The 25,773-nt window shown below is 64.0% G+C and carries 28 protein-coding genes and 1 tRNA gene; 18 read left to right on the top strand and 11 right to left on the bottom strand.

Features of this window, described 5'->3' with window-relative positions:
* The first annotated feature begins 88 nt into the window (after positions 1-88).
* From ABT23_RS01240 to ABT23_RS01230, 3 genes are all read left to right on the top strand, one after another.
* Positions 89-682, top strand: coding sequence for an MOSC domain-containing protein (locus tag ABT23_RS01240; RefSeq protein ID WP_296629990.1), 594 nt, complete (start codon positions 89-91; stop codon positions 680-682).
* Between the two features lie 43 nt (positions 683-725).
* Complete coding sequence (locus tag ABT23_RS01235) at positions 726-977, top strand: hypothetical protein (RefSeq protein WP_296629987.1); 252 nt, start codon at positions 726-728, stop codon at positions 975-977.
* A 120-nt stretch (positions 978-1,097) separates the two neighbouring features.
* A complete protein-coding gene (locus ABT23_RS01230; protein ID WP_296629983.1) occupies positions 1,098-1,586 on the top strand; it encodes a hypothetical protein in 489 nt (162 codons plus the stop codon).
* Positions 1,587-1,657: 71 nt separating this feature from the next.
* Here ABT23_RS01230 and ABT23_RS01225 read toward each other — a convergent pair whose 3' ends face one another.
* Positions 1,658-2,275: a hypothetical protein gene (locus ABT23_RS01225; protein ID WP_296629980.1), complete on the bottom strand. Its 618-nt coding sequence runs from the start codon at positions 2,273-2,275 to the stop codon at positions 1,658-1,660.
* A 122-nt stretch (positions 2,276-2,397) separates the two neighbouring features.
* On the opposite strand from ABT23_RS01225, the gene ABT23_RS01220 reads away from it, so the two are divergent.
* Entirely contained in the window at positions 2,398-3,102 is a 705-nt protein-coding gene (locus ABT23_RS01220) for an SDR family oxidoreductase (RefSeq protein WP_296629978.1), read from the top strand.
* Between the two features lie 28 nt (positions 3,103-3,130).
* Here the strand turns inward: ABT23_RS01220 and ABT23_RS01215 are convergent, their stop codons facing one another.
* From ABT23_RS01215 to ABT23_RS01180, 8 genes are all read right to left on the bottom strand, one after another.
* Positions 3,131-3,754 (bottom strand): Spy/CpxP family protein refolding chaperone, encoded by a 624-nt coding sequence (locus ABT23_RS01215; protein ID WP_296629975.1) that lies wholly within the window; start codon positions 3,752-3,754, stop codon positions 3,131-3,133.
* Positions 3,755-3,811: 57 nt separating this feature from the next.
* A complete protein-coding gene (locus ABT23_RS01210; RefSeq protein WP_296629973.1) occupies positions 3,812-4,054 on the bottom strand; it encodes an SHOCT domain-containing protein in 243 nt (80 codons plus the stop codon).
* A 139-nt stretch (positions 4,055-4,193) separates the two neighbouring features.
* Entirely contained in the window at positions 4,194-4,583 is a 390-nt protein-coding gene (locus tag ABT23_RS01205; protein ID WP_296629970.1) for a hypothetical protein, read from the bottom strand.
* Between the two features lie 168 nt (positions 4,584-4,751).
* Positions 4,752-5,294, bottom strand: a complete 543-nt coding sequence (locus ABT23_RS01200; RefSeq protein WP_296629968.1) for a YcbK family protein — start codon at positions 5,292-5,294, stop codon at positions 4,752-4,754.
* Positions 5,291-6,205 (bottom strand): L,D-transpeptidase family protein, encoded by a 915-nt coding sequence (locus ABT23_RS01195; RefSeq protein ID WP_296629965.1) that lies wholly within the window; start codon positions 6,203-6,205, stop codon positions 5,291-5,293. Before ABT23_RS01195 ends, ABT23_RS01200 begins: the two co-directional genes overlap by 4 nt.
* 126 nt (positions 6,206-6,331) lie before the next feature.
* Complete coding sequence (locus ABT23_RS01190; protein WP_296629961.1) at positions 6,332-6,637, bottom strand: hypothetical protein; 306 nt, start codon at positions 6,635-6,637, stop codon at positions 6,332-6,334.
* Positions 6,637-6,903, bottom strand: coding sequence for a translation initiation factor IF-1 (infA, locus tag ABT23_RS01185; RefSeq protein ID WP_296629959.1), 267 nt, complete (start codon positions 6,901-6,903; stop codon positions 6,637-6,639). The genes ABT23_RS01190 and infA overlap by 1 nt, the downstream gene beginning before the upstream one ends.
* 306 nt (positions 6,904-7,209) lie before the next feature.
* A complete protein-coding gene (locus tag ABT23_RS01180) occupies positions 7,210-8,304 on the bottom strand; it encodes a mechanosensitive ion channel family protein (RefSeq protein WP_296629956.1) in 1,095 nt (364 codons plus the stop codon).
* A gap of 590 nt (positions 8,305-8,894) precedes the next feature.
* On the opposite strand from ABT23_RS01180, the gene ABT23_RS01175 reads away from it, so the two are divergent.
* The 11 genes from ABT23_RS01175 (at position 8,895) to ABT23_RS01125 (ending at position 23,258) form a co-directional block, all read left to right on the top strand.
* Positions 8,895-12,173: an EAL domain-containing protein gene (locus ABT23_RS01175; RefSeq protein WP_296629953.1), complete on the top strand. Its 3,279-nt coding sequence runs from the start codon at positions 8,895-8,897 to the stop codon at positions 12,171-12,173.
* Positions 12,174-12,257: 84 nt separating this feature from the next.
* Complete coding sequence (locus ABT23_RS01170) at positions 12,258-12,527, top strand: type II toxin-antitoxin system HicA family toxin (RefSeq protein ID WP_296629950.1); 270 nt, start codon at positions 12,258-12,260, stop codon at positions 12,525-12,527.
* Positions 12,524-12,847: a hypothetical protein gene (locus ABT23_RS01165; protein WP_296629948.1), complete on the top strand. Its 324-nt coding sequence runs from the start codon at positions 12,524-12,526 to the stop codon at positions 12,845-12,847. The genes ABT23_RS01170 and ABT23_RS01165 overlap by 4 nt, the downstream gene beginning before the upstream one ends.
* Before the next feature lie 229 nt (positions 12,848-13,076).
* Positions 13,077-16,148, top strand: coding sequence for a formate dehydrogenase-N subunit alpha (gene fdnG, locus ABT23_RS01160; RefSeq protein ID WP_296629944.1), 3,072 nt, complete (start codon positions 13,077-13,079; stop codon positions 16,146-16,148).
* 9 nt (positions 16,149-16,157) lie between these two features.
* Positions 16,158-17,027, top strand: coding sequence for a formate dehydrogenase subunit beta (gene fdxH, locus ABT23_RS01155; RefSeq protein ID WP_296629940.1), 870 nt, complete (start codon positions 16,158-16,160; stop codon positions 17,025-17,027).
* A 42-nt stretch (positions 17,028-17,069) separates the two neighbouring features.
* Entirely contained in the window at positions 17,070-17,687 is a 618-nt protein-coding gene (locus ABT23_RS01150) for a formate dehydrogenase subunit gamma (protein WP_296629934.1), read from the top strand.
* A gap of 62 nt (positions 17,688-17,749) precedes the next feature.
* Positions 17,750-18,664, top strand: coding sequence for a formate dehydrogenase accessory protein FdhE (gene fdhE, locus ABT23_RS01145; RefSeq protein WP_296629932.1), 915 nt, complete (start codon positions 17,750-17,752; stop codon positions 18,662-18,664).
* 48 nt (positions 18,665-18,712) lie between these two features.
* Positions 18,713-20,110, top strand: a complete 1,398-nt coding sequence (gene selA, locus ABT23_RS01140; RefSeq protein WP_296629929.1) for an L-seryl-tRNA(Sec) selenium transferase — start codon at positions 18,713-18,715, stop codon at positions 20,108-20,110.
* A 23-nt stretch (positions 20,111-20,133) separates the two neighbouring features.
* A complete protein-coding gene (locus ABT23_RS01135) occupies positions 20,134-21,231 on the top strand; it encodes a transglutaminase-like domain-containing protein (protein ID WP_296629926.1) in 1,098 nt (365 codons plus the stop codon).
* Positions 21,228-23,132, top strand: a complete 1,905-nt coding sequence (gene selB / locus ABT23_RS01130; protein ID WP_296629923.1) for a selenocysteine-specific translation elongation factor — start codon at positions 21,228-21,230, stop codon at positions 23,130-23,132. The genes ABT23_RS01135 and selB overlap by 4 nt, the downstream gene beginning before the upstream one ends.
* Positions 23,133-23,162: 30 nt before the next feature.
* Positions 23,163-23,258: transfer RNA gene (locus ABT23_RS01125), tRNA-Sec, on the top strand.
* 125 nt (positions 23,259-23,383) lie between these two features.
* Here ABT23_RS01125 and ABT23_RS01120 read toward each other — a convergent pair.
* Positions 23,384-24,220: a DUF1003 domain-containing protein gene (locus tag ABT23_RS01120; RefSeq protein WP_296629921.1), complete on the bottom strand. Its 837-nt coding sequence runs from the start codon at positions 24,218-24,220 to the stop codon at positions 23,384-23,386.
* 297 nt (positions 24,221-24,517) lie between these two features.
* On the opposite strand from ABT23_RS01120, the gene ABT23_RS01115 reads away from it, so the two are divergent.
* Genes ABT23_RS01115 through ABT23_RS01105 form a run of 3 tightly spaced genes read left to right on the top strand, consistent with a single transcriptional unit; the run spans position 24,518 to position 25,324 of the window.
* Positions 24,518-24,769 (top strand): hypothetical protein, encoded by a 252-nt coding sequence (locus tag ABT23_RS01115; RefSeq protein ID WP_296629918.1) that lies wholly within the window; start codon positions 24,518-24,520, stop codon positions 24,767-24,769.
* A 16-nt stretch (positions 24,770-24,785) separates the two neighbouring features.
* On the top strand, positions 24,786-24,986 hold the full coding sequence (locus ABT23_RS01110; protein ID WP_296629916.1) for a DUF2281 domain-containing protein: 201 nt from the start codon (positions 24,786-24,788) through the stop codon (positions 24,984-24,986).
* A 2-nt stretch (positions 24,987-24,988) separates the two neighbouring features.
* Entirely contained in the window at positions 24,989-25,324 is a 336-nt protein-coding gene (locus tag ABT23_RS01105; RefSeq protein WP_296629913.1) for a type II toxin-antitoxin system PemK/MazF family toxin, read from the top strand.
* 50 nt (positions 25,325-25,374) lie between these two features.
* Here the strand turns inward: ABT23_RS01105 and ABT23_RS01100 are convergent, their stop codons facing one another.
* Complete coding sequence (locus ABT23_RS01100; RefSeq protein ID WP_296629911.1) at positions 25,375-25,773, bottom strand: hypothetical protein; 399 nt, start codon at positions 25,771-25,773, stop codon at positions 25,375-25,377.

The following is a 25,773-nucleotide window of genomic DNA, read 5'->3' as shown; positions in this document are numbered from 1 at the left end:
TGCCTCGATTCGTCAAGATCCTGCTGGCCTGCCTGATTTGCCTGAGCGTGGTGGGCGGGCTGGCGTGGTGGCTCCAGCGGCTGCTGGCATGAGTCCGGGACCGGATCGACCGGCGGTCGTCCCGGACGCCGCCGGCCTGCGCGACCTGACGACCTGCTTTGCCCGTCCGGGCCGGATCGAGGCGATTTATATTCGGCCCGAGCGTCGGGGCGAAGTGGTTGCGGTCGATGCCGTACAAGCGATCGCCGCCTGCGGGGTCGAGGGCGACCACTACGCGCAACCGTCGCGCAGCCGGGTGGCGGGCGGCAAAAGGCAGGTGACGCTGATCCAGGCGGAGCATCTGCCGGTGATCGCGGCACTGACCGGGTGGACGCAGATCGAGGCGGCGTGGCTGCGACGCAATCTGGTGGTGTCGGGCCTGAACCTGCTGGCGGCGCATGCGCTGTTTCGCGACCGGCCGTTGGTGCTGCGCATTGGCGCCGGGGTGGTGCTGGAAGTGACGGGGCATTGCGATCCCTGTTCGCGTATGGAGGCGGTGCTGGGACCGGGCGGCTACAACGCGATGCGCGGCCATGGCGGGGTGAATGCCCGTATCCTGGTTGGCGGCACGATTCGGGTGGGCGATGCGGTGACGGGCGAAGTGGCCGACGATCATCCTGGTGGGATTCCCGGTTTGGCGTAGGCGCGGGTGCCTGCGGGTTCACGAATCATGAGAGGAGGTCGTTATGAAAAGGACAATCGGATGGATGACGCTGCCGCTGCTGTGCGCGGCCAATCTTGCCCTGGCGCAGGACGCCATGCCGGCTGCTGCGGCTGCACCGGCCGACACGGCTGAAGCGCCGGCCACGGTCCAGGCGCCGGCGCAGATGGCGCCGAACAAACCGATGCGGCGGCAGGGACGCGACATGCGCCGCTGCCTGAAGCTGAAGACCAACGCGGCAATTATCCGCTGCGCCGAGCCCGGACGTAAGCCGTAAGCGCGGGCGCCAGAGTCCGCCGCAGGCGGGTCGAATGATGGGGGGAATTCGGGTATCTTCTCGCTGGGTGTCCGAACGAGATTGGGCACGCAGTCCCTTTCCCTGACGACTGGAGTTTCCATGCGCGTTTCCTTATCAAAGCACATTGCCCTTGCCCTGTTCGTGACCTGCTTTTTCGCTGCCGGCCCGGGCCTGGCCGACAAACCGGACTGGGCCGGTCATGGCAAGCCGGACAAGGCCGCGAAGGGCGGTCATGACGACGACCGCAGGGAATCGCGCGGCGACGTCCGGGTGAGCGTGCATTTCGGCGACCGCCAGCGTGAAGTCGTGCGCGAGTATTACGCGGACAGTTTCAAGCGCGGGCATTGCCCGCCGGGACTCGCGAAGAAGCACAACGGCTGCATGCCGCCCGGCCAGGCCAGGAAATGGCAGCTCGGCCGGCCGTTGCCGCGCGACGTGGTGGTCTACGATCTGCCCCCGCGGGTCGTGGTGAGCCTCGGCGTGCCGCCTGTCGGCCATAAGTATGTGCGGGTGGCCGGCGATATCCTGATGATCGCGATCGGCACCAGCATCGTGGTCGATGCCATCGACGACCTCGGCGGCATGTAAGCGGGTCGCGCATCGCAACAGGGGCCAGGTCATGCCTGGCCCCTGTTTTTTTGGATATCTGTGCGAGTCCGCTACCGCTCGAGCCTGTCGAGGAATGCGTGCAAGCCTGCTCGGGCGCCGCCGATCCAGGGTGCACCGTGGGCGAACAACAGGTGGTCGAACTCGCGTTCGCGCAGGTGCTTGAGGAAGGCCTTGCGCAGGCCACGCTTGACGCCTTCGGGGTCGTCGCCCATGTAGGCGTCCGGCACGAAACCGAGCCGGCCCCGTTCGCGCACGATGGCGTCGCCGAGGCTCAGGATGCCGCCGTGCAAGGGCAGATGGAGCGCGGTTTCCTCGGGACACAGCGCCGCGACCTTGAGAGCGAGCACGCCGCCTGGCAGGGTCTTGCCGTGGCTGAAGCCGCGCACTTTTTCGCCGTGGGTGAATTCGTGCAGGCCGTCCTTGTGGCACCAGATCTGCGCGCCGTAGCGTTCGGCGAAGCGGTCGCTGTGGCGATAGTGATGGCGGTTGGTCAGGTAGACGTGCTGCGGCGCGCCGTGCGCCGCGAACCATTCGATGCCTTGCGCCGGCACGCGCGGATCGATCAGCACGGGCGGGTCGGTGGCGTTGGTGTAATAGGAATGGACGTAGGCCTGGATGCCTTCGTGGAAGGTCTTCCAGTGAAATACGCCGGGCAGGATTTCCTTCATGGCAGAGTCGCTTTCTTCCGGACCGTATCGTTCCAGTAAAGCCGATGCAAGGGACAAAGGAAAGCGCCCGTACGGGGCAGTTGCCGTCTATACAAAAGAGGACAGGTCTGGAGAATCTTCCGATGAACACGCTCCCCGGCATACTGATCACCGGCGCCAACCGCGGCCTCGGACTGGAATGGGCGCGGCAGTACGCCGAGGCTGGCTGGCAGGTGATCGCCACGTGCCGCCATCCCGAGGCGGCCGACGAACTCAAGGCCCTGGCCGGCCGGCATCCGCGCCTCAGCGTGCATCGGCTCGACGTGACCGACGGCGAGCAGCTGCGCACGCTGCAGCTCGACCTGGAGGGCGCCCGCATCGACGTGCTGCTCAACAATGCGGGCGTGTATCTGGACAAGTTCATGGATGCGTTCGGCGGCATCGACTATGACGTCTGGCTGCGCACGTTCGCCGTCAACACCCTGGGGGCGGTGCGGGTGAGCGAGGCCTTCGCCGGCCATCTGGCCCGCAGCGAGAAGAAACTGGTGGTGGCGATCAGCAGCCATATGGGCTCCATCACCGAGATCGGCGCGCCGGGGAACTATGCCTACCGTTCCAGCAAGGCGGCGTTGAATGCCGCCATGAAGGGACTGTCGCATGCGTTGGCGCAACAGGGCATCGGCGTCCTGCTGCTGCATCCGGGCTGGGTGGGCACCCGCATGGGTGGCCCGGATGCGATGCTCACCCCGGCACAGAGCGTGCGCGGCATGCGCGCCCTGGTGGACAATTTCCAGATGGCGCTGAACGGGCGTTTCTTCCGCTACAACGGCACCGAGATTCCCTGGTGATCGGTGCGGCGGGAGTCGGCCGGCCTGCTCATTTTTCGGGGTTGGGTGTCCAGCCCTTGCGCCAATAATCGCGCAGCTTTTCCTGCTGTTCCTTGGTGAGGACGGCCTCCATGCGTTTGTGCGCCGCCACCGCGGAATCGTACATTTGTTGCTGGAGCTTGCCGAATTCCTTGTAGGCCGCGTCGATTGCGGCATTGTCCCGCTTCGGCGCCAGGTTCAGGTCGCGCAGCTTGGCCTGCTGGTTCATCATCTCGCCCATCAGCGCCCAGTGCGCCTTGCGGGTCTCGTCCTGGATCTTGTTGATCTTGGCTTGCTGGTCCGGGGTCAGGTCGAGCCCGCTACCCCAATACGGTCCCATCATGCCCCCACCCATCATGCCGGGACCCATTCCGTAGCCGCCATAACCGCCCATCATCCCGGGGCCCATGCCATATCCGCCATAGCCACCGCCCATCATGCCGGGACCCATGCCATAGCCGCCATAGCCACCCATCATGCCGGGGCCCATTCCATAGCCGCCATAACCGTTCATCATGCCGGGCCCATATTGCGGGGGAGGAGGCGGATCGGCCGCCAGAAGGGCCGGGGCGGTTCCACTCAAGAGGGCGGCAAGTCCGAAGGCGGCAAGCTGGCTGGGTCGTGTGATGTTCATGGCAATCTCCTTTCAAGAGAGGGGGCGAGGAAGGGGGCGGACATTCGTGCGTGCTGCCTATTTTTCCAGGAGGTCGTCGCGTTTCTGCAGGTACTCGTCGCGGCTGAGGTCGCCGCGCGCGTAGCTTTCCTTGAGAATGTCGAGGGGCGTTTTCTGCTCTGGCCGGATGTCGGGGCTGCGCTTGTCGTGCGGCCTGAAAAACAGGTATTTCAGCAGGGCGATGACGAGGAGAAGGGGAATTCCCCACATCAGGAGCATCCACACGCCACCGAACAGCAGGCCGAATCCGCCATCGAACATCCAACTGTGATTGTATGGGCCGTACATGGCGTCCTGAGTCGTTTGGGTTGCAGGGAAAGCGGGTGATCCGGGTAGATGGCTTCAGCCGGTTGCCAACTCAATATAGTCGCGCATGGCCCGAATACAAACGGTGCGGCCCCTAGCCGGGTGAGGGCGTGCCGGATGGATCGGCTTCGTCGGCGCGTCGGCCCAGCCGATAGGCGATCGGCAGCACGACCACCGCTGCCAGTGTCGGCACCCAGTAGATCAAATCGTCTGCGTAGCTGTCGTAACGGAGGTAGCGTTCGAATGCGACCAGCACCAGATTGGCTGCGAGCAGCAGCAGACCGGTGGCGAGCAGCCAGGAACCGCGCAGGCTTTCGATGAACAGGCCATAGAGCAGGAAGGGCATCAGCACGGCCAGCAGGATGCCGGGTTCGAGCAGATAGGCGACGTTGTAGAAGGGAACGAGGGCGGCGGCGGCGGCCAGCCCGAGTCCGAGCAGAATGATGAGATAGGCCGCCGGACGTGGGTCCCGAGAGGGGGTCATGACAGTCCTCCTTGGCATGCAAGTGGGACTGGTTCGACCGGTCGGATCGGGACGGGGTTTCACCCTGGTGCAGGAAAATGTCGTCGGGCACGCGTCGGTGCCCATGAAGCGGTCTTCAATTCGCCGGCCCTACGTCGAACGATTGCGGCCGGAAAGGCGTTGTGCGGTCTAGCCGCCCCAGGTCCGTACGCGTCCGACGTCCAGATGCACGAAGTCGGAAGCCGGATAGTAGCCGACGCCGCCGCCTTGCAGCGCGAGCCCGGTTTTGCGCAGGTCGGCCAGCGCCACGCCGGGAATGCGGATGTCGATGGCTTTGCCTTCCATGTGCAGGCTGTGTTTGGCGACGCCGGAGGAACGTTCCGACAGCATGTGGTTGGTGGCGGGAGAACGATAGCCGGAAATGACCTGGAAGGGCTTGGACGTACCGAGTTGGGCCTTGACGCGGTCGAGCAGGTCCAGCAAGCGGGTGTCGATGGCGGCGACCTGGTCGGTGCGGTAGTCGCGCAGGACGTGATTGATTTCGGCGAGCGCGTCCGGAACGTAGTCGCCCTGCACCCAGTAGGGCAGGTCGAGGTTCTCGCCGGTGTGCAGGTTGTGGAAGCTCAGTCGGCGCTCGGGCGCAGCCAGCCATGCGCTGGCGGAGGCCGGCAGCGGCATCGCGGCGGCCAGCAGGCCCAGTTTGAGAAATTTGCGTCGGCTGACGTGCTTCATGGTTGTCCTTTCAATCCGTTGCTTGGCAGATGGCCTACTTCCTCGGCCAATCCATCCTGAGCGGCGATTACGGCGTCCACTTTAGGCCAATCGATGGCCTGGCTCAAGCCGTTGGCTGCAGCCAGATCGCGCACGGTTCGCGCGGGATCGATTCCCTTCTTGTAGATGTCCCGATGGACTTCGAGCAGGATGCGGCCGTCTTCGATCACCGCCAGCAAAACCGGCTGGTAAATGAGACGTCCCTGCGTTCCGATCCGCACCTGGTCGAAAAGTTCCGCAATATCATCGGGATGCAGACGAATGCAGCCATGGCTCTGGAAATGGTAGACGCTCGCCGGCGCGATGGTGCCGTGGATGCCGTAGCCCCACAGATTCAAGCCGAGCCAGTGTTTGCCCAGGGGGTTGTCGGGGCCGGGGGGCACTTCCTCCTGCACGATTTTCCCTTCGCGGCGCATTTCCTCCTGGATCGATTTGGGCACCAGCCAGGGCTTGTTCGCCTGCCGATTGACGATCCTGAATTCGCCCTGCGGGGTGGGCCAGCTGGGCTTGCCCAGGCCGACGGGATAGGCGGAAACCAGCGTGCCCTGGCTGAAGTTGAACAGCATGCTTTGCGGCAAGTTGACGAGGATGCCGTCGTCGAGCGTCGCCGGGACGATGTGGGGATGATGGACGTGCAGCTGCTGGCCGGGGTGGAGCCTGGCGTTGACGGGCAGGCCGTTCTGCCGGGCCAGCAGTTTGGGCGCCAGGCCGAAGCGGGCGCCGATGGCGGTCAGGGAATCGCCTTGCTTGATGGTGTAGTCGGTGTCGCTCCCCGTTACCGCATGGGAGAGGGGCGGCAGATCCTGGGCCAGGACGGGAACACTGAGACCTGCCAACAGGCAGAGGAAAATACGGCGGGTGATGGAGCGCATCGGATAGGGGTTCGTGACGGACGCAGTGATGGCCCGACTTCCATGCATGGTTAAGTGGGTTTACGGCGTGGAAGGCCGGAACATTATGTCATGCGGTCGCGCCACCCGGCGTCAGGCCGCTGGGACTTACAGGCTCCAGGGTTTGGCCAGGTTCCAGCCGATGCCGCGGCAATAGGTGCAGGGTGTGTTGTCGCGTTTTCCGGTGCCGCTGCAGCTCGCGCATTGTTTCCAGCAGGCGTCCCGCGTGGCGACGGCGACGATGCCGCTGCAGCGCGTCCCGCGCCGGATGCGGATGCAGCGCTGGCCGACGGATTCCTTGCGGTAGGTGATGGCGCCGCAGGCCTTGCAGACACCGAGAGGATGCGGCTTGGCGGCTTCGCGCACGGGAGCAGTAGGCGAATCGGTTTCGTGCATGCCCGCCAGCCCTTGCATCAGTTGAATTTTCTGGGCGCGGTCGGCCGTGGCGCCTGGACGTGGCTATCCTTGTGGCGGAAATTGATGCGGCCCTTGGTGAGGTCGTAGGGCGACATTTCGATGGTGACCTTGTCGCCGGCCAGGATGCGGATGCGGTGCTTGCGCATTTTGCCGGAGGCGTAGGCGGTGATTTCAAAGCCGTTGTCCAGCGTGACGCGGAAGCGGGTTTGCGGGAGGACTTCGTTGACGACGCCTTCCATTTCTACAAGTTCTTCTTTTGCCATGGCGTGATTCCTCATGATGACCAAGGCACGAGGAAGCCGTGCGCTGGCATGGGTGGATAGGCGAAAGATCGCAGTGGAACTGCGGCAGCCGCGCCCGGGCGCGCGGTAATGATGCCAATGAGGAAAGCCGACAGAGTGCCCGCTGGGGGCAGGAGGAGACTGACCAAAAGACCAATTCGTCAAGCCAGTATGAGGAGCGGGGCACGTCTTGGCAAGGCGGACGAACTGCCTCCGCGGCTGGACTGGGCTGCAGGCGATCACATGGCTTTCGCCGCCCGGAAAAGCCGCCGCGAGCGACGCGTGCCGCTAGTCGGCCGCGGCTTCTTCGGCGGCCGATTCGAGATGCACGGTGCGGGTGGGGAAGGCGATCTCCGCACCATGCTTCCGGATGATGTCGGCGATTTTCAACAGCACGTCCTGCTTGACCTCGTGGTAGTGCACCCACTCGACGGTTTTGGTGAAGGTGTAGATGAAGAAATCCAGCGACGACGCGGCAAACTGGTTGAAGTTGACGATCAGCGTGGCACCGGTGTCGATCTCGGGGTGATTCTGCAGCATGGTCTTCACGTCGGCGACGATGGGGGCCATCTTGTCGAGGTCGGCATAGCGGATGCCGATGGTCTCCTTGATGCGCCGGTTGGTCATGCGGGTCGGGTTTTCCACCACGATGGTGGTGAACAGCGCGTTGGGCACATAGATCGGGTTCTTGTTGAAGGCGCGCACACGGGTGTGGCGCCAGCCGATGTATTCCACTGTGCCCTCGATCTGGTGGTCGGGCGAGCGGATCCATTCGCCCACTGTGAACGGCCGGTCCAGGTAGATGGTGAGGCCGCCGAAGAAGTTGGCCAGCATGTCCTTGGCAGCGAAGCCGACGGCAATGCCGCCGATGCCGCCGAACGCCAACACGCCGGACACGCTGAATCCGAGATTCTGCAGGATGACCAGCGTGGCCACGACGATGATCGAGACCCGCCCCAGCTTGGAAAGCGCGTCGACCGTGGTGGCGTCCACGCCGTGCCCCGTTTCGACGCTGCGGACGAGGAGATTGCGCGAGGCCTGGCTGATCAGTCGCATCAGGAACCAGGCCAGCGCGACGATGATGAGGGTGTTGCGGGCAGGCAGAACGAAATCGAAGACCGGCGTGCCGAGATGCTGGTGCACGATCTGGATGGCATAAGTCGTGCCGATCACCCACAGGATGAGCGTGAGAGGTTTGCGCGTGGCCTTGATCAGAGCATCGTCCCAGACGGTTGCGGTGCGCGCGGCGATCTTTTCGATGCGGCGCAGCAGGTAATAGGCGCCGACGTTGAGCAGGGTGATGGCGACGATGAGCGTCATCACCTGGTGAATCCAGGAAGCGGCGAGGAAGGAGAGGTCGAGGCGCTGTATGAGGTCGTTCATGTGGGGGTGCGATGCGGTGGGTGAGCGCGCCGAAGCGCAGGCGTCCAGAGGGATTTTAAGTTGAAAGGCGCGAATGTTTACGTGTGTCGGGTCGAATCGCGCGCCAGATCGGTATGGAGCGCGCGGTATTCGGTGGTGTGGCAGATCTCTGCGCGGATCGGGGCGCAACAGATACGCAGCCGGTGGCGGACCTTCAACGCGCAGATGAAATGTTGCGGCACTGGGGAACACCCGGTGGGGCCGAGTCGTTCCTGCTTTTATCGGTCGCGGCCCGCCGCGATTGCTGCCGTTACTTCGATATCCACGCCGCGATGACTGGATCTGCGGGGCCGTTGTGGATTCGGACGGCCGCGTCGATTGGCTTGCCTTCGTTGGTGAGGTCGTCAGGCCAAGTGGAAAAAATCGAGAAATCCAATATGGAAAACGAACGAATGGGTGGATGACGCGATTGAATCAGTCGATATGGCAAAGCGGCATGCCCGTATGAAAATGCTGTAATTCGTACTGTTTATCATGAATATTTTTGACGGTATACCTGACGGCATCTGTCGGTATGATGATGACATTACGAAAATCATTTTGCTTTTGTCATGGCCCGTATTGCCACGCCTCTTACCGACCGCCGTATCCGTCAGACACATCCGACGGCCAAGCCGCTCAAGCTGGCAGACGGCGGCGGCATGTATCTGCTGCTGAATCCGGATGGCTCGCGCTACTGGCGGCTGGATTATCGCTTTGGGGGCAAACGCAAGACCCTGGCCCTGGGGGTATACCCGGAGGTGACGCTGGGCGAGGCAAGACGCCGCCGCTGTGCCGCCCGGGCATTGCTGGCGGAGGGGCGTGATCCCGCTGCCGAGAGGAAGGCGGGCAAGGCCGGCAAACCGCTTCCCGATGGCAGCGAACAGGCCTATGCCTTGGCGCTCCTCGGCGAAGGCGTGTGGGACTGGAATTTGCGGAGCGGACGGGTACGACACAATCCGCAGTGGGCGCGCCTGATGGGCCTGGACGTGCAGCAGACCGAGCATACCTGGCAGGAGGCCATTGCATGCCTGCAGGAGCAGGATCGGGCCGGCGTGATGTCGGCGATACGGGCCTGTCTCGATGGCAATGCGGTATTCGATCGCGAACATCGCATCCGGCACGCCGACGGCACCTCGATCTGGCTGCATAACCGTGGCGAGGTCGTGGAACGCGACGCCGAGGGCAACCCGCTGCGCATGGTGGGCAGCCTGCGCGAGGTGACCGAGCTGCGGCGCGAGGCGCTGGCCATGCGGCAGCGCAACCTGTTGCTGCAGATCATCGCGGCAGTGAACGAAATGCTGGTGGCGGAGCGGCCCGAGCACGAACTGATGGCACGCATCTGTCAGGAACTGGTGCGGGACGATCTGTTCCGCATGGCCTGGGTCGGCCTGGTGAACGAGGACGGCGTCACGGTCGATTCGGTGGCAGAGGCGGGTTTCGAGAATACGTATCTGTCCAAGGTGGAAATCCGCTGCGACGACTCCCCCCAGGGCCAGGGACCCACCGGGACCGCCATACGCCTGGGCATCACGGCGATCAACGACGACACCGAGACCAATCAACAGTTTGCGCCGTGGCGGGAACGTGCGCTCCTCCATGGTTATCGATCGTCGGCCGCGACGCCGTTGCGGGCGTATGGACGGATCATCGGCGCCCTGACGGTGTATAGCGAAGAGCCCCATGCGTTCGGTCCGGAAAAGGTGATCCTGCTGGAGAAGCTGGCTGCCGACCTCGGCGTGGTCATGGGCCATCGTGCAGCCCTGGCCGCGCTGCGCGAGAGCGAAGAGCGTTTTCGCCTGCTGCTGGACGCATCCCCCGAGGCGATTTTCGGGGTCGACAGCCAGGGCATCTGCACGTTCGTGAATCCGGCGTGTCTCGACATGCTGGGCTACACGCAGGCGGAGGTCCTCGGCAAGAGTATCCATGCCCTGATCCACCACAGCTATCCGGACGGCCGCCCCTATCCGAAGGAGCAGTGCCACATCCGCAGTTCCACCCTGGAGGGCAAGCCCACCCATGTGGACAGCGAAGTGCACTGGCGCAAGGATGGCACCAGCTTCCCGGTCGAATACTGGTCCCATCCCATGTACCACAACGGCCAGCTGGTAGGGGCAGTGGTCAACTTCATCGACATCAGCGAACGCAAGCGGATGGAGCAGGCGCTGCGCGAGAGCGAAGAGCGCTACCGCCTGATTTCCAGCGTGTCGACCGACCTGCTGTACTCCTGCATGCAGACGGCGGACGGGGACCTGATCATCGACTGGGCGACGACTTCGGCAGATCAGGTCTTCGGCTATTCGCTGGATGAGATCATGGCGAAAGGCTGCTGGCGCCATCTCGTTCACCCGGATGATTTCGCCGAATTCGATCGCAATATTGCCTATCTCGCGCCGGGCCAGCGTAGCGAATGCGAGTTGCGCATCCTCGCGAAGGACGGCGCCGTCCACTACATCCGGGCGTATACGCTGGCCATGGAGGCGGCAGATGACCAGGCCGGAAACCGCCTGTATGGCGCCTGCCAGGACATCACCGAGCGCAGGCAGGCGGAGGCGCGCATCGAATTTCTCGCCCATCATGATGTCCTTACCGGCCTGCCCAACCGCGTGCTGCTGCGCGACCGTTTCGAGCAGGCGCTGGCCAGGGCGCAACGGTCGCAGAAACTGGTGGCGATGCTGTTCCTCGACCTCGACAACTTCAAACGCGTGAACGACACCCTGGGGCATGTTGCAGGCGACCAGCTCCTGCTGGAAGCCGTCAAGCGGCTGACGCACAGCACGCGTGACAGCGACACCATCAGCCGCCAGGGCGGCGACGAATTCATCCTGCTGCTCAACGAGATTCCGGACATGGAAACGGTGGAGCGCGTCGCGGCAGACATCCTCAGGCTGCTGGCCGAGCCGGTGGAGATCAACGGCCACGCGATGAACGCATCCTGCAGTATCGGCATCGCCATGTATCCGCAGGACGGCAGCGATTTCGACAGCCTGCTGCAGAAGGCCGATACGGCCATGTACAACGCCAAGGACGCGGGCCGCAACACCTACCGCTTCTTCGACGACCGCATGAACCGGCAGGCCCGCGAGCATCTGATGCTGCAGAACCGTCTGCATCAGGCGCTCTACCGGGCTGAACTGCAGTTGCATTACCAGCCGCAGTTGGATGCCGACAGCGGCAAGGTGACCGGCGTGGAGGCGCTGCTGCGCTGGAACAACCCGGAACTGGGCGACATATCGCCGGCCCGTTTCATCCCGGTGGCGGAAGACAGTGGCCTGATCGTGCCCATCGGCGCCTGGGTGATCGAACAATCCTGCCGCCAGGCACAGACGTGGCGGCAAGCGGGATTGCCCGATATCATCATGTCGGTCAACCTGTCTGCCCTGCAGTTTCGTCGTGCCGGCCTGATCGAGACCGTGGCGGGCGCGCTGGCGCGCAGCGGGCTGCCGCCGCACCTGCTGGAACTGGAGCTGACTGAATCCATCCTGCTGCAGGATGTGGAGAACACCCTGGACACGGTTCGGCAGCTGAAAGCCCTGGGCATTCGGCTGGCGATCGACGACTTCGGCACAGGCTATTCCTCGCTCAGCTATCTCAAGCGTTTTGCTGTCGACCGGCTCAAGATCGACCAGTCCTTCGTGCGCGACATCCACACCGATCCGGACGATGCCGCCATCGTCAGCGCCATCATCCAGCTGGCGCGCAGTCTGCGGCTGGGCATCATCGCCGAAGGCGTGGAAACGGCGGAGCAACTGGCGTTCCTGCGCGAGGCCGGCTGCAGCGAAGTGCAAGGCTACCTGTTCAGCCGGCCGCTGGCGCCGGCGGCGATGGATGCGTTCCTGCGCATGCCTTGACGTGCGCCCGGCGCCATTTTCCCTTCACGTCAGGCGTTGGCGGTTCTATGCTGGAGGAGTGTTGAATGTCCCGAGTCTTTGTTCATGAGTCACAAGCACGAAAATTTGCTTCGGGCGATTTTCGAAGGACCTGTCAGCGGCAATGTCCATTGGCGCGAAGTGGAAGCGATGCTGGCGCACCTGGGGGCCAACGTGGAGCCGCATCATGGCGCAAGCTTCCGGGTCGTGCTGAACGGTGTGGAGGGTTTCCTGCATCGCCCGCACAACAGCAATACCTGCAGCAAACAGGAGTTGCGGCATGTGCGCGATTATCTGGTATCGGCAGGTGTGGGCTTGCCGCAGGGCAAGGCATGAGCGCCGCCCTGCGTAACGGACTGGCCTCCGTGCTGCTGGCTGCAACCCTCGGCTTGATGCCCGTCTCCGCGCCTGCCCAGCAGAACGACACCGTCAGCGGCGACAAGACTACCGACATGGTGGTGGACGCGGTGGTCATGCGGCCGCTGGGACTGGCAGCCACGGTGGTGGGGACGGTGCTGACCGTGGTGGCGCTGCCTTTCACCATCCCGAGTGGCAGCGTGGAAACGTCGGCACGGCAACTGATCCTCCGGCCGGCGGACTACACGTTCAAACGGCCGCTGGGCGATTTCAGCGACAGCGGCGAGGACGGACGCTAGCGCTTTGCCGCCGTTCTGCAATCGGATCGGGCTGCTATTTCGCCGCGAAACGGGGCCGAATATCCAGAAATCAGGGGCGCATGTTGTCGTCAGACGCATGACAGGCGGGTTCCTGCCCATCGCTGGAACGTTTTTTATGGCGGTGATCGATAAATAATATTTGTAAGGGAATGTTTTGTTTCTATAGTTTTTCCATGCGTGCCTGAATTCACGAGAATGGAGGACCGAGATGCAAGTGACCCGGAGACAGTTTTTCAAGATATGCGCAGCGGGGGTCGGCAGCTCCAGCCTCGTTGCGCTGGGATTCGCGCCCGGCGAGGCCCTGGCGGAAGTACGGGAGTTCAAGCTCGCGCGCACCACCGAAACCCGCAACACCTGTCCCTATTGCTCGGTCGGCTGCGGCATCCTGATCTCCAGCCTGGGCGACCAGGCCAAGAATGCTCACAGCGAGATCATGCACATCGAAGGCGATCCGGACCACCCGGTGAACCGCGGCACGCTCTGCCCGAAAGGCGCCGGCCTGCTCGATTTCGTGCACAGCCCGAACCGGCTCAAGCGGCCCGAATATCGGGCGCCCGGCAGCAAGGAGTGGACGCCCATTTCCTGGGACGACGCCTTCAGCCGCATCGCCAAGCTGATGAAGGACGACCGCGACAAGAACTTCATCGCGAAGAACGACAAGGGCGAAACGGTCAACCGCTGGATTTCCACCGGCATGCTCGCCGCCTCCGCTTCCAGCAACGAAACCGGCTACCTGACGCAGAAGATCGCGCGTAGCCTGGGGATGCTCGCATTCGACAACCAGGCGCGTGTCTGACACGGTCCGACGGTGGCAAGTCTTGCCCCGACGTTCGGCCGCGGTGCGATGACCAACCATTGGGTTGACATCAAGAACACCGACCTGGTTCTGATCATGGGCGGCAACGCCGCCGAAGCGCACCCCTGCGGATTCAAGTGGGTGACCGAGGCGAAGGCGCACCGCAAGGCAAAGCTGATCGTCGTCGATCCGCGCTTCACGCGCTCGGCCGCGGTATCGGATTTCTATGCGCCGATCCGCTCCGGCACGGACATCGCTTTCCTCGGCGGCGTCATCAACTACCTGCTCAGCAATGACAAAATCCATCACGAGTACGTGAAGACCTACACGGACTTCAGCTTCCTGGTGAAGGACGAGTTCGCGTTCAACGACGGCATCTACTCCGGCTACAACCCGGAGAAGCGCAGCTACGACAAGTCCAGTTGGGGCTACCAGATCGGTGCGGACGGCTATGTCGTCACCGACCCGACGCTGCAGAACCCGCGCTGCGTGTACCAGATGATGAAGGCGCATTACAGCCGCTACACGCCGGAGGCCGTGACCAACATCTGCGGCACGCCCAAGGATGCCTTCCTCAAGGTGTGCGAGATGCTCGCCGAGACCTCGGCGCCCAACAAGACCATGACCATCATGTACGCCTTGGGCTGGACGCAGCACTCCTACGGCTCGCAGATGATCCGTACCGGCGCCATGGTGCAGCTGCTGCTGGGCAACATCGGCGCAGCCGGCGGCGGCATGAACGCGCTACGCGGCCACTCCAATATCCAGGGCCTGACCGATCTGGGACTGTTGTCCAACCTGCTGCCGGGCTACATGACGCTGCCCAGCGATGCGGAGCAGGACTACAAGGCCTATATCGAGAAGCGTGCCTTCAAGCCGTTGCGGCCCGGTCAGTTGAGCTACTGGCAGAACTACAACAAGTTCTTCGTCAGCACCATGAAGGCCTGGTATGGCGACGCTGCCACTGCGGAGAACAACTGGGCGTATGACTGGCTGCCCAAGCTCGACAAGGGCTACGACCTGCTGCAGGTGTTCGAGAACATGAACCAGGGCAAGGTCAACGGCTACCTCTGCCAGGGCTTCAATCCCCTGGCCTCCGCACCGTGCAAGGTCAAGGTGTCGGGCTCGCTCGCCAAGCTCAAATACCTGGTGATCATCGACCCGCTGGCCACCGAAACCTCGGAGTTCTGGCAGAACCACGGCGAATACAACGACGTCGATCCGGCCAAGATCCAGACCGAGGTGTTCCGCCTGCCTTCCACCTGCTTCGCGGAGGAAGACGGTTCGCTGGTCAGTTCCAGCCGGGTGCTGCAGTGGCACTGGAAGGCCGCCGAACCGCCGGGCGACGCCAAGGGCGATCAGGAAATCATGGCCGGCATCTTCCTCAGGCTGCGCGAGCTGTACAAGAAGGACGGCGGCGCTTTCCCCGACCCCATCCTCAACCTGACCTGGAAGCATCGCCAGCCGCATGCCCCGTCGCCGGAAGAGCTGGCGAAGGAATACTCCGGCCGTGCGCTGAAGGACGTCACCGACCCGAAGGACCCGGCCAAGGTCCTGGTGAAGGCCGGCGAGCAGCTGAACGGCTTCGCCGAACTGCGCGACGACGGCAGCACGATCTGCGGCTGCTGGATCTTCTCCGGCGCCTGGAGCGAGAAGGGCAACCTGATGGCGCGGCGCGACAACAGCGACCCGTTCGGCATGGGCCAGACGCTGAACTGGGCCTTCGCCTGGCCGGCCAACCGGCGCGTGCTGTACAACCGCGCGTCCTGCGACCCGGGCGGCAAACCCTACGATCCCACGCGCAAGCTGATCGCCTGGGACGCCGCGATCGGCAAGTGGGGCGGTTCCGACATTCCGGACTTCAAGCCGGATTCGCCGCCGGGAGACGGCATGAATCCCTTCATCATGAATCCGGAAGGCGTGGCGCGCTTCTTCGCCGTCGACAAGATGGCGGAGGGGCCTTTCCCCGAGCATTACGAGCCGATGGAGTCGCCGCTCGCCAACAACCCGATGCATCCGAAGAACGCCCTGGCGTGGTCCAACCCGGCCGCGCGGGTGTTCAAGGAGGACTGGGCGACCTTCGGCAAGCCCGACCAGTTCCCGTATGTCGGCACCACCTATCGCCTCACCGAACATTTCCACTTCTGGACCAAGCATGTGCGGCTCAACGCCATCCTGCAGCCGGAGCAGTTCGTGGAAATCGGCGAGGATCTGGCGAAGGAGAAGGGCATCAAGGCCGGCGACCACGTGCGGGTGAAATCCAACCGCGGCTTCATCGTCGCGGTGGCCGTGGTCACCAAGCGCCTGCGCACGCTCGATGTCGACGGCAAGAAGGTGCACACCGTGGGCATGCCGATCCACTGGGGATTCATGGGCCTGGCGAAGAATGGCTACATCACCAACACGCTGACGCCTTTCGTCGGTGATGCGAACACGCAGACGCCGGAATTCAAGTCGTTCCTCGTGAACATCGAGAAAGTCTAGGAGGCGACCATGGCACTGCAATCACTTGACATCAAGGCACGCTCCGCCACCACCACGCCGCCTCCGCGTGTGCGCAACCCCGTTCACGTCGCCAAGCTGATCGACATCTCCAAGTGCATCGGCTGCAAGGCCTGCCAGGCGGCGTGCATGGAATGGAACGACCTGCGCGACGAGATCGGCACCAACGTCGGCCTCTACGACAACCCGCGCGACCTCACCGACCAGTCCTGGACCGTGATGCGCTTCTCCGAAGTGGAGGTGGAGCAGGGACGTCTGGAATGGCTGATCCGCAAGGACGGCTGCATGCACTGCGATGACCCTGGCTGCCTCAAGGCCTGCCCGTCGCCGGGCGCCATCGTCCAGTATGCGAACGGCATCGTGGATTTCCACGAGGAGCACTGCATCGGCTGCGGCTATTGCATCACCGGCTGTCCGTTCAACATCCCGCGCATCTCGAAGAAGGACAGCAAGGCCTACAAATGCACGCTGTGCTCGGACCGGGTGGCGGTGGGCCTGGAGCCTGCCTGCATCAAGACCTGTCCCACCGGCGCGCTGGTCTTCGGCTCCAAGCAGGACATGATCCATCATGCCGAAGGGCGCGTAGCCGACCTCAAGGAGCGCGGTTACGCCAATGCGGCGCTGTACAACCCGCAGGGCGTCGGCGGCACGCACGTGATGTACGTGCTGCAGCACGGCGACCAGCCCGAGCTCTATGCGAACCTGCCCAAGGATCCGCACATCAGCCCGCTGGTCAGCCTGTGGAAGGGGGTGACCAAGCCGCTCATGAGCCTTGGCATCGGCCTGGCCGTCTTTGCCGGCTTCTTCCATTTCGTCACGGTGGGTCCCAAGGTGGTGGAGGAGGAAGAAAAGACGGATTGAGCGGTTCCGCCTTCATTTTTCCGACCACGCAAAGGAGCGATCATGAGCACGTTGATTCAACGCTATACGGCCCGGGAACGCAGCAACCACTGGGTGGTGGCCATCGCCTTCGTCCTCGCCGCCCTGTCCGGGCTGGCGCTGTTCCATCCGGCGTTCTTCTTCCTCGCCAACCTGTTCGGCGGCGGACCCTGGACCCGCATCCTGCATCCCTTCATCGGCGTGGTGATGTTCCTGTTCTTCATCGCGATGGCGGCGCGGTTCTGGCGTTTCAACCATTTCACGCCTGCCGACCGCCAGTGGATGAAGCACATCGGCGATGAGCTGTGCAACCGCGATGAGCGATTGCCTGAAGTCGGAAAATACAATGCCGGCCAGAAATATCTGTTCTGGACGGTGGTGGTGACGGTTCCCGTGCTGCTGCTTTCCGGCATCGTGATCTGGCAGCCCTGGTTTGCGCCGTACTTTCCCATCTGGCTGCTGCGCGTGGCGGTGGTCATCCATGCGCTGGCTGCCTGGATCATGATTCTCGGCATCATCGTGCACGTCTATGCGGCCATCTGGGTCAAGGGTTCGGTTCGTGCCATGACGCGCGGCACAGTGTCCGCCGCCTGGGCCAAGCACCATCACCGCGCCTGGTATCGCGAGATGACCGGCAAGTAGCCGGCCTTGCATTCCGGCTCGATCGTCTAGACTGAAGAACCGACAAGGACAGCGACTAGCGCATGACGACCACCCTCCTGCAGCCCGGCGAGATCGAAGCGGCAGCCGGCGACATCCCCGAACTGCGGCTGCCGCCCGCCGATGTGTTCCTCAGCCGCGCGCGGCGGCTCGAACAACTGGCTGAAGGCCACACCCTGGGCGACTACCTGCGCTTCGTGGCCCGCCTTGCGCGGGCGCAGCAGGAATACCTGGATGCAGGCCCTGCGGCGGAACTGCCCGCGCCCGAACGGCTGGCGCAATGCCGCGAACATCAGATGCCACCGCTGGCGCCCGCCGGCCTCGGTTTGCCGGATGGCTGGCGCGACACGGCACGGCACCTGGCACGGACGGTGCTGCCCAGCCTGCCTGCAACAGGCCAGGCGGCACTGGAATCGGTTCTGGAAAAACAGGATGCCTGGCTGGATGCGCAGGCTCTGCAACTGCTTGATGGGAACGTCCAGGGGCTCGATGCCGCTGTGGCGCCGATTATAGGTGCCGCGTTGCAGACGCACTGGACCCGGCTCGCGCGCCAGCTCGAACCCGCACAGGTGGCGCGGCCCGAGCATCCCAACCTGTGCCCGGTATGCGGCTCGCATTCGGTCAGTTCGGTGGTGCGCATCGGCAGTGCCGAAAACGGCCTGCGCTATCTGCATTGCACGCTGTGCAGTTCGGAGTGGCACGTGGTGCGTGCCAAATGCAGCAACTGCGACAACACCCGCGGCATCGCCCACTACCATCTGGAGGGGGGCAAGCAGGTCGTGCAGGCCGAGAGCTGCCCGGAATGCCAGACCTATCTGAAGCTCATCCAGCAGGAAAAGGACCCGTTCGCCGATCCGGTGGCCGATGATCTCGCCACCCTGACGCTGGACCTGCTCATGGACGAGGCGGGCTTCACCCGCAGCGGAATCAACTGGTACCTGATCCACGGCCCCGCCTGACTGCTCACCGCTTACTGTTCACCCCTCACCAACCAGGGATTGTCTATCGTGCATAGCGCCCCCCCACGCCCGCCCTCGATCGATCGTGTCCTCAACTGGACAACCGTTTCTCCCCTGATTGCCGAATACGGCCGCGAGCCGGTACTTGCCGGCGTGCGCAGCGTGCTCGATCGCGCGCGCCAGGCAGCGCGCAGCGGCGACGGGGTCGATTACACCGAGCCTGCGGTGACGGCCCAGCTTGCCGTGCATTTGTCGCAGCACAATGCGTCCCGCCTGAAACGGGTATTCAATCTCACCGGCACGGTACTGCACACCAACCTGGGGCGCGCGCCGCTGCCGGAAGAGGCGGTGGAGGCACTGGTGATGGTGGCACGCCATCCCTGCGCGCTGGAATACGATCTCGAAACCGGTGGGCGCGGCGACCGCGACGACGTCGTCGAATCCGTGCTGTGCGAGCTCACCGGAGCCGAGGCGGCCACTGTGGTCAACAACAACGCGGCGGCGGTGTTCCTGCAGCTCAACACGCTTGCCATGCGCAAGCAGGTGATCGTCTCGCGCGGTGAACTGGTGGAAATCGGCGGGGCCTTTCGCGTGCCGGACATCATGGGCCGGGCGGGCGCCAAGCTGGTCGAGGTGGGCACCACCAATCGCACGCACCTGCGCGACTTCGAGGCCGCCATCGGCCCGCGCAGCGCCATGCTGATGAAGGTGCACGCCAGCAACTATGCCATCCAGGGATTTACCGCCAGCGTGCCGGAGACAGAGCTTGCGCAGCTTGCGCATGCCCACGATCTGCCGTTCGTGATCGACCTTGGCAGCGGCATGCTCGTCGATCTGGCGCGCTTCGGCCTGCCGCACGAACCGACGCCGCAGGAGTCGATTGCAGCCGGGGCCGACCTGGTCAGTTTCAGTGGCGACAAACTGCTGGGCGGACCGCAGGCCGGCATTCTGGTGGGGCGCCGCGCGCTGATCCAGCGCATCAAGAAGAACCCACTCAAGCGCGCGCTGCGCGTCGGCAAGCTGACGCTGGCGGCGCTCGAGGCGGTCCTGCGCCTGTATCGCGATCCCGATCGTCTGGGCGACCGGCTCACGGCCCTGCATGTGCTCACCCGGCCGCCGGACGACATCCGGACGCAGGCTGAACGGCTGCTGCCGCACCTGCATCTGGCACTTGCCCACTGGCCGGCGAGCGTGTCTGCCGAACCGGCCCTGTCGCAGATCGGTAGCGGCTCGCTACCGATCGACCGCCTGCCGAGCCATGCGCTGGTCGTGCGGCCCCGCAGCCGGAAAAGCGGCATGCTGCATGAGATCGAAGCGGCACTGCGCGGCCTGCCCGTACCGGTGATCGGCCGTATCGCCGACGGCGCCTTGCGGCTGGATGTGCGTTGCCTGTCTGCGGCAGACGAAGCGGATTTCATCGGCCAGCTCGCGAAGCTGACCGCCTGATCACTTGAGAGAAAGGACTGTTCATGCAACGACGCGATTTCCTGATGACCTCCGCGGCACTAACCGCGGGCGCGGTGTGGCCCGCCAGCCAGGCCATGGCGGCATTCGATCCGTCGCCAGAGGATGGCTGGCGAACGTTCGAGGTGACGCACCGGGTGGAGGTGCTCAAGCCGCACGGTGCAACCCGTGTCTGGTTGCCGCTTCCCTCCATGCAGGAACAGGACTGGATCCGGCCCATGGGCAATCTGTGGCAAGGCGATGCCGACCGCGCGCAACTGCTGCGCGACCGGAAGCGTGGCGTCGACATGCTCTATGGCGAATGGGCACCGGAGAAGAAGCCGGTACTGGAAGTGACCAGCCGATTTGCCACGCGCGACCGCGCCATCGATCTGGCCCGTGCCGGGCAGGCGGCCCCGCTGTCTGCTCCGATGCACCGCCGCTATACCCGGGCCACGAAGCTGCTGCCCACCGACGGCATCGTCAGGAAGACCGCACGCGACATCACCCGCGGCGCGAAAACCGACCAGGACAAGGCGCGGGCCATCTACGAATGGGTGGTGGACAATACGGCGCGCAACCCGAAGACGCGCGGCTGCGGACTCGGCGACATCCGTTTCATGCTGGAAACCGGCGACCTGACGGGCAAATGCGCCGACCTCAATTCCCTCTACGTCGGTCTCGCACGGGCCGCCGGCCTGCCGGCGCGCGATGTCTACGGCATCCGCGTGGCGGACTCGCGCTTCGGCTACAAGAGCCTGGGCAAGAGCGGCGACATCAGCAAGGCCCAGCACTGCCGCGCCGAAGTATGGCTCTCCGGACACGGTTGGGTGCCGGTCGACCCCGCCGACGTGCGCAAGGTGATGCTGGAGGAACCGCCCGGCGGCCGCAGCCTCACCGACGACATGGTGGTCGATGCGAGGAAGCGCCTGTTCGGTTCCTGGGAGATGAACTGGCTGGCCTACAACACCGCGCACGACCTGCCACTGCCCGGCTCGCGCGACGTCACGCTGCCTTTCCTCATGTATCCGCAGGCCGAAACCGCGGACGGCATGCTGGACAGCCTGGACGCGTCGAGCTTCAGCTACCGCATCACGTCAAAGGAAATCACGAATCCATCATGATCGTCGGCACCGCCGGGCACATCGACCATGGCAAGACGACGCTGGTGCAGGCGCTCACCGGCGTCGACACCGATCGGCTCGCCGCCGAGAAGCTGCGCGGGATTTCCATCGAACTGGGTTACGCCTACCAGCCCTTGCCCGGCGGCGGGGTGCTGGGTTTCGTCGACGTACCCGGCCATGAGCGTTTCATCCACACCATGCTCGCCGGCGCGGCCGGGATCGACTTTGCTCTGCTAGTCGTGGCCGCGGACGACGGCGTGATGCCGCAAACGCGCGAGCATCTCAACATCCTGCACCTGCTCGGCATCGAACGCGGCGTCGTGGCGCTGACCAAGATCGACCGGGTCGAGCCCGGGCGCCTGGCCGAAGTCGAGCGCGATCTGCATCAACTGCTGGCCGAAACGGCGCTCGCAGGCATACCGGTATTTCCGGTTTCCGCACCGGACGGGCAGGGTATCGATGCCCTGCGCACGCATCTGCACGAAGCCGCGCAGACCATGCCTTCGACGACAGCCGACGGCGGGTTCCGGCTGGCGGTCGACCGCAGCTTCACCTTGAAAGGCGCGGGCACCATTGTCACCGGCACCGTATTCGCCGGTAGCGTCCAGGTGGGTGACGATCTGATGGTGACGCCATCCGGTCGACCGGTTCGCCTGCGCAGCCTGCATGTGATGAACCGCCCGGCGCAATGGGGGCAGGCGGGACAGCGCTGTGCCTTGAATCTTCACGGCGCGGGCAAGGACGAGATCGCGCGTGGCGACTGGATCGTGGCCCCGCGCCTGCACGCGCCGACCGCACGGTTCGACGTGCAGTTGACGCTGTCGCCACAGGCGCCTGCGGCCCTCGCGCACTGGGCGCCGGTCCATCTGCATCTGGGTGCGGCGCATGTCATGGCGCGCGTGGCGCTGCTGGAAGGCGAGCGCCTGTCCCCGGGCGGCAGCGCGCTGGCGCAACTGGTCACGGACCGTCCGCTCGGCGCGCTCCACGGCGACCGATTCATCCTGCGCGACGCCGATGCCCGCCACACGATCGGCGGCGGCAAGGTGCTCGATCCCGATGCGCCCGCGCGCAAGCGCAAGACGCCGCAGCGGCTGGCGGAACTCGCCGCGCTGGATCTCGCCGACACCTCGCAGCGGCTGCATCAGTTGCTTACGCTCCGGGGACTCGACCTTGACCGGCTTGCCATCCACTGGAACGACAAGGACCCGGCTGCGCATCTGCCGATCGATAGCACGCTGGTGCGTGACGGTCACGCCACCTGGGCGTTTTCCGCCGCGCACTGGACGAGCTTGCAGGACAAGCTGCGCGCCGGCCTTGCGGCGTTTCACGAACGTTTCCCCGACGAGCTGGGGCCCGATGCCACGCGTGCCAGGCGCATGTTCCTGCCGGCGCTGCCGGTGGCCGCGTTCGCCGCGCTGACGGACACACTGCTGACGGCGGGCGCTTTGCGGCGCAGCGGACCCTGGCTGCACCTGCCGACGCACAGCGTTGCGCTCAGCTGCGAGGAGGATGCGCTCTATCAGCGCATCCTCCCCTGGCTGGAAGAAGGGGCCATCGACCCACCCTGGGTGCGCGATCTGGCCCGACGCGCGGGGTGCAACGAGGCGTCGATGCGGCGTCTGCTGCAAAAGCAGGCGCGCCAGGGGAAGCTGTACCAAGTGGTGCGCGATTTGTTCTATCTGCCCGACAGCGTGGCGCAACTGGCGACCCTGGTGCAGGAACTGGAACACGTGAACGGCGAGACGCGTGCCGCCGAATTCCGTGACCGCAGCGGCTTGAGCCGCAAGCGTGCGGTGCAGGTACTGGAATTCTTCGACCGGGTGGGCTACACGCGCCGCGTGCGCGAAGCGCACCGATTGCGCAATGTCGATCTGTTCGGCAGGATGAATCATGCAGCCTGAAGTGATCGACAGGAGAAACGGGTTTCAATTGGAAGGGAAGCGTGCCTGGTGGTGCGGCCGGACTTCAAATTCGGTTGGGGGTGTCAGTCGCTCCCGGGTGGGTTCGACTCCCACTTCCTTCCGCCATTATTCTGGACGTCGACGTTGCCGATCGTCCTCAAGGAAATAGGCTGCAAATAGCCCCCATCAGGCTTTGATCCGAACGGGACGGATTGGACCCGGGGTCCGGGCCCATTCAGCCCTCCGCGGTGTCATGGCGCCTTGGGCGTGCGGACCAGTTCCCCGACATCGTCGATCTTGTCATGCAGCATGTTGATCCTGTGGGCGAGTCCCTGGATTTCGGCATGCGCCCTGCGGTTGACGTCGAAATCGAGTTCGCTCCGCAGGCGATCTTTCTTGTCCTGGCGGTTCTGGCTCATCATGATGATGGGGGCCTGTATGGCGGCAAGCATCGAAAGAAAAAGATTGAGCAGGATGAAAGGGTAGGGGTCCCATGCCTTGCTGCCCAGTTCGACGTTGATGGCGGAGTACACGGCGAGCACCACGGCAAACGCCATGATGAACGTCCACGAGCCGCCGAAGGATGCCACGATATCGGCGACCCGTTCGCCCAGCGTCTCGGCCTCTTCGATCACGTCGTTCGGGTTGCGCGCGGCCCGGAGGCGGACGAGCCGTTCCGCGGCATGGAACTGCTTGCCCATGACCGTCATCAGGTCCAGACCGGCGTCCGGCTTCTTTCTCAGGAGAACGGTGATGTCATGGAGATCCACTTCGATGCATTCCGTCTCCTCGACGGCCGTGGCCTCGGTCTGGTGCGGCGTCTGCGCCAGCATCGAGGCGAAGCCGAATACGTCACCATGGCTGGGCATGTCGAGAAGCACGACCTGGTTGTCCTCGTCGATGGTCGTGACCTGGACGGAACCCGAGACCATGATGAACGCGCGTTCGCTCGGATCGCCGATCCTGAAAATCCGCTGGCGCGGCGTGAACCTGCGCAACTCGACCTGGCCGGCGAGGACGGCGAGCTCTTCATCGTCGAGCAAGGAAAACAGCGGGACTTCTTTAAGGACGACAACGCTACAGGCCATGGTTTTCCCCCGTATTGCTAACACTGGGCCTCCCGCTGCGGGAGGCCGGAATGGACGACAATTTGCCGGCAGTTTAAGAGGGATTGGGTCTGAAGAAGTTCCTTTTTTTCAGCGGTGGCGGAGGCTCCCGGGCCGAGGCATTTTCCATGGCCTCGTCCGGCCATTGTTTCCCAGGTCAATCACGAGCGGATCGACCGCCTGTATGGGCGAGGCGGCTGCCATCCTGGTCGACCGACGATGGTTGGGCGCGGCGTGCACGTGGTCAGGGACGGGTGGGATTTGTGTTCATGGTTTATTATGAGCCTGGCCCGTTTGATTCATGAACTGGGCCAGCGGTGTGTGCCGGTGGCCGTGCCGCCCACGCTCGCCAAGGCGCTCGGCGCTAGCCTGGATGAACTCATCGGGGAGCCGGTCGGCGCGGCGAAGAAGCGCGGACCGGCGCCGAAGCCGCAGCAGCACATGGAACGCATCAGCCAGTTGCCCAAGCCACGGCAGCGCATGGTGATGGAAATGCTGGAATTGGCCCTCGCCCAACAGGGGCGCCAATAGACCCAAGGAGACGACGATGGCCGCAACCGAACAGATTCTGATCGAGAAGATCAAACAACTGCCGCCGCAGCGGCTGGCGGAAGTCGAGGATTTCATCGACTTTCTGCGCACGCGCGAGGATGAACAGCGCCTGACGCAAGCCGCCGCCAAAGCCGCCGAGGCAAGCTTCACGGCAGTATGGAACAACGACGAAGACGCGGCTTACGACCGGCTGTGACGATGGCGCATTCCTTCGGCGAGGTGGTGCTGGTTCCGTTTCCATTCACCGACCAGTCGGGCACAAAGAAACGCCCGGCGGTCGTGGTGTCCAGCAGCGGCTACAACGCCAACCGCCGCGATCTCATCATCATGGCGATCACGAGCCAGGCGCGCATACCGCCGGGGTTCGGCGAGGCGGCAGTCGCCGACTGGCAGGCCGCAGGACTCCTCAAGCCATCGGTGTTCAAACCGGTGTTCACGACCATCGAGCAGGGGCTGGTGCTGCGCTCGATGGGGGCGCTCTCGACCACTGACCTGCGCACGCTGCGAGAGGCACTCGCGCAGGCCATCGGGTAAACAGGCAAACAACGAAGGGCCGCGATCAGCGGCCCTTTTCACATCAGCAGCTACCCGCCGGTAGGCGGGTGGGGAGAGGTTTTCTCTTTGAAGACCCCAACGTAAATCAAGGCAATGGCAATAAACGCCTCGATAGCCTGAACAGCCCAATAGCTAAAGCCATCGGTATGCGCAGAGAATGCAAAAACCACAGCGTGCACAATCAGAAGCAGCGGTGATAGCGCCACGGCATATGCAATGTGTTTGGGGGTGTTGCCCACCACCAGGTATGTGCAAACCACTAGCAATGGCAGCAATCCAGAGACAAGAATCACGTGCCGAACAAAGGCCACTACGCCGAGCGATTGCCATGTTTCACCTGGTGGAGCGCTATGGAATGCAAGGTAAGCAACTGCAATAAAAAGCGCAACGAACAATAAGGCAAGTACAGTTGAAATCAGTCTAACCAT

The organism is Thiobacillus sp. SCN 63-57 (assembly GCF_001725555.1).
Lineage (GTDB): Bacteria > Pseudomonadota > Gammaproteobacteria > Burkholderiales > Thiobacillaceae > Thiobacillus.
The sequence above is the reverse complement of the archived record's forward strand: the minus strand, read 5'-3'. Positions and strand labels throughout refer to the sequence as shown.

Bases quoted from the DNA above. Each gene is read 5' to 3' on its own strand.
- ABT23_RS01240 (WP_296629990.1), top strand. From the start codon at position 89: ATGAGTCCGGGACCGGATCGACCGGCGGTCGTCCCGGACGCCGCCGGC.
- ABT23_RS01235 (WP_296629987.1), top strand. From the start codon at position 726: ATGAAAAGGACAATCGGATGGATGACGCTGCCGCTGCTGTGCGCGGCC.
- ABT23_RS01230 (WP_296629983.1), top strand. From the start codon at position 1,098: ATGCGCGTTTCCTTATCAAAGCACATTGCCCTTGCCCTGTTCGTGACC.
- ABT23_RS01225 (WP_296629980.1), bottom strand. From the start codon at position 2,275: ATGAAGGAAATCCTGCCCGGCGTATTTCACTGGAAGACCTTCCACGAA.
- ABT23_RS01220 (WP_296629978.1), top strand. From the start codon at position 2,398: ATGAACACGCTCCCCGGCATACTGATCACCGGCGCCAACCGCGGCCTC.
- ABT23_RS01215 (WP_296629975.1), bottom strand. From the start codon at position 3,754: ATGAACATCACACGACCCAGCCAGCTTGCCGCCTTCGGACTTGCCGCC.
- ABT23_RS01210 (WP_296629973.1), bottom strand. From the start codon at position 4,054: ATGTTCGATGGCGGATTCGGCCTGCTGTTCGGTGGCGTGTGGATGCTC.
- ABT23_RS01205 (WP_296629970.1), bottom strand. From the start codon at position 4,583: ATGACCCCCTCTCGGGACCCACGTCCGGCGGCCTATCTCATCATTCTG.
- ABT23_RS01200 (WP_296629968.1), bottom strand. From the start codon at position 5,294: ATGAAGCACGTCAGCCGACGCAAATTTCTCAAACTGGGCCTGCTGGCC.
- ABT23_RS01195 (WP_296629965.1), bottom strand. From the start codon at position 6,205: ATGCGCTCCATCACCCGCCGTATTTTCCTCTGCCTGTTGGCAGGTCTC.
- ABT23_RS01190 (WP_296629961.1), bottom strand. From the start codon at position 6,637: ATGCAAGGGCTGGCGGGCATGCACGAAACCGATTCGCCTACTGCTCCC.
- infA (WP_296629959.1), bottom strand. From the start codon at position 6,903: ATGGCAAAAGAAGAACTTGTAGAAATGGAAGGCGTCGTCAACGAAGTC.
- ABT23_RS01180 (WP_296629956.1), bottom strand. From the start codon at position 8,304: ATGAACGACCTCATACAGCGCCTCGACCTCTCCTTCCTCGCCGCTTCC.
- ABT23_RS01175 (WP_296629953.1), top strand. From the start codon at position 8,895: ATGGCCCGTATTGCCACGCCTCTTACCGACCGCCGTATCCGTCAGACA.
- ABT23_RS01170 (WP_296629950.1), top strand. From the start codon at position 12,258: ATGAGTCACAAGCACGAAAATTTGCTTCGGGCGATTTTCGAAGGACCT.
- ABT23_RS01165 (WP_296629948.1), top strand. From the start codon at position 12,524: ATGAGCGCCGCCCTGCGTAACGGACTGGCCTCCGTGCTGCTGGCTGCA.
- fdxH (WP_296629940.1), top strand. From the start codon at position 16,158: ATGGCACTGCAATCACTTGACATCAAGGCACGCTCCGCCACCACCACG.
- ABT23_RS01150 (WP_296629934.1), top strand. From the start codon at position 17,070: ATGAGCACGTTGATTCAACGCTATACGGCCCGGGAACGCAGCAACCAC.
- fdhE (WP_296629932.1), top strand. From the start codon at position 17,750: ATGACGACCACCCTCCTGCAGCCCGGCGAGATCGAAGCGGCAGCCGGC.
- ABT23_RS01135 (WP_296629926.1), top strand. From the start codon at position 20,134: ATGCAACGACGCGATTTCCTGATGACCTCCGCGGCACTAACCGCGGGC.
- selB (WP_296629923.1), top strand. From the start codon at position 21,228: ATGATCGTCGGCACCGCCGGGCACATCGACCATGGCAAGACGACGCTG.
- ABT23_RS01120 (WP_296629921.1), bottom strand. From the start codon at position 24,220: ATGGCCTGTAGCGTTGTCGTCCTTAAAGAAGTCCCGCTGTTTTCCTTG.
- ABT23_RS01115 (WP_296629918.1), top strand. From the start codon at position 24,518: ATGAGCCTGGCCCGTTTGATTCATGAACTGGGCCAGCGGTGTGTGCCG.
- ABT23_RS01110 (WP_296629916.1), top strand. From the start codon at position 24,786: ATGGCCGCAACCGAACAGATTCTGATCGAGAAGATCAAACAACTGCCG.
- ABT23_RS01105 (WP_296629913.1), top strand. From the start codon at position 24,989: ATGGCGCATTCCTTCGGCGAGGTGGTGCTGGTTCCGTTTCCATTCACC.
- ABT23_RS01100 (WP_296629911.1), bottom strand. From the start codon at position 25,773: ATGGTTAGACTGATTTCAACTGTACTTGCCTTATTGTTCGTTGCGCTT.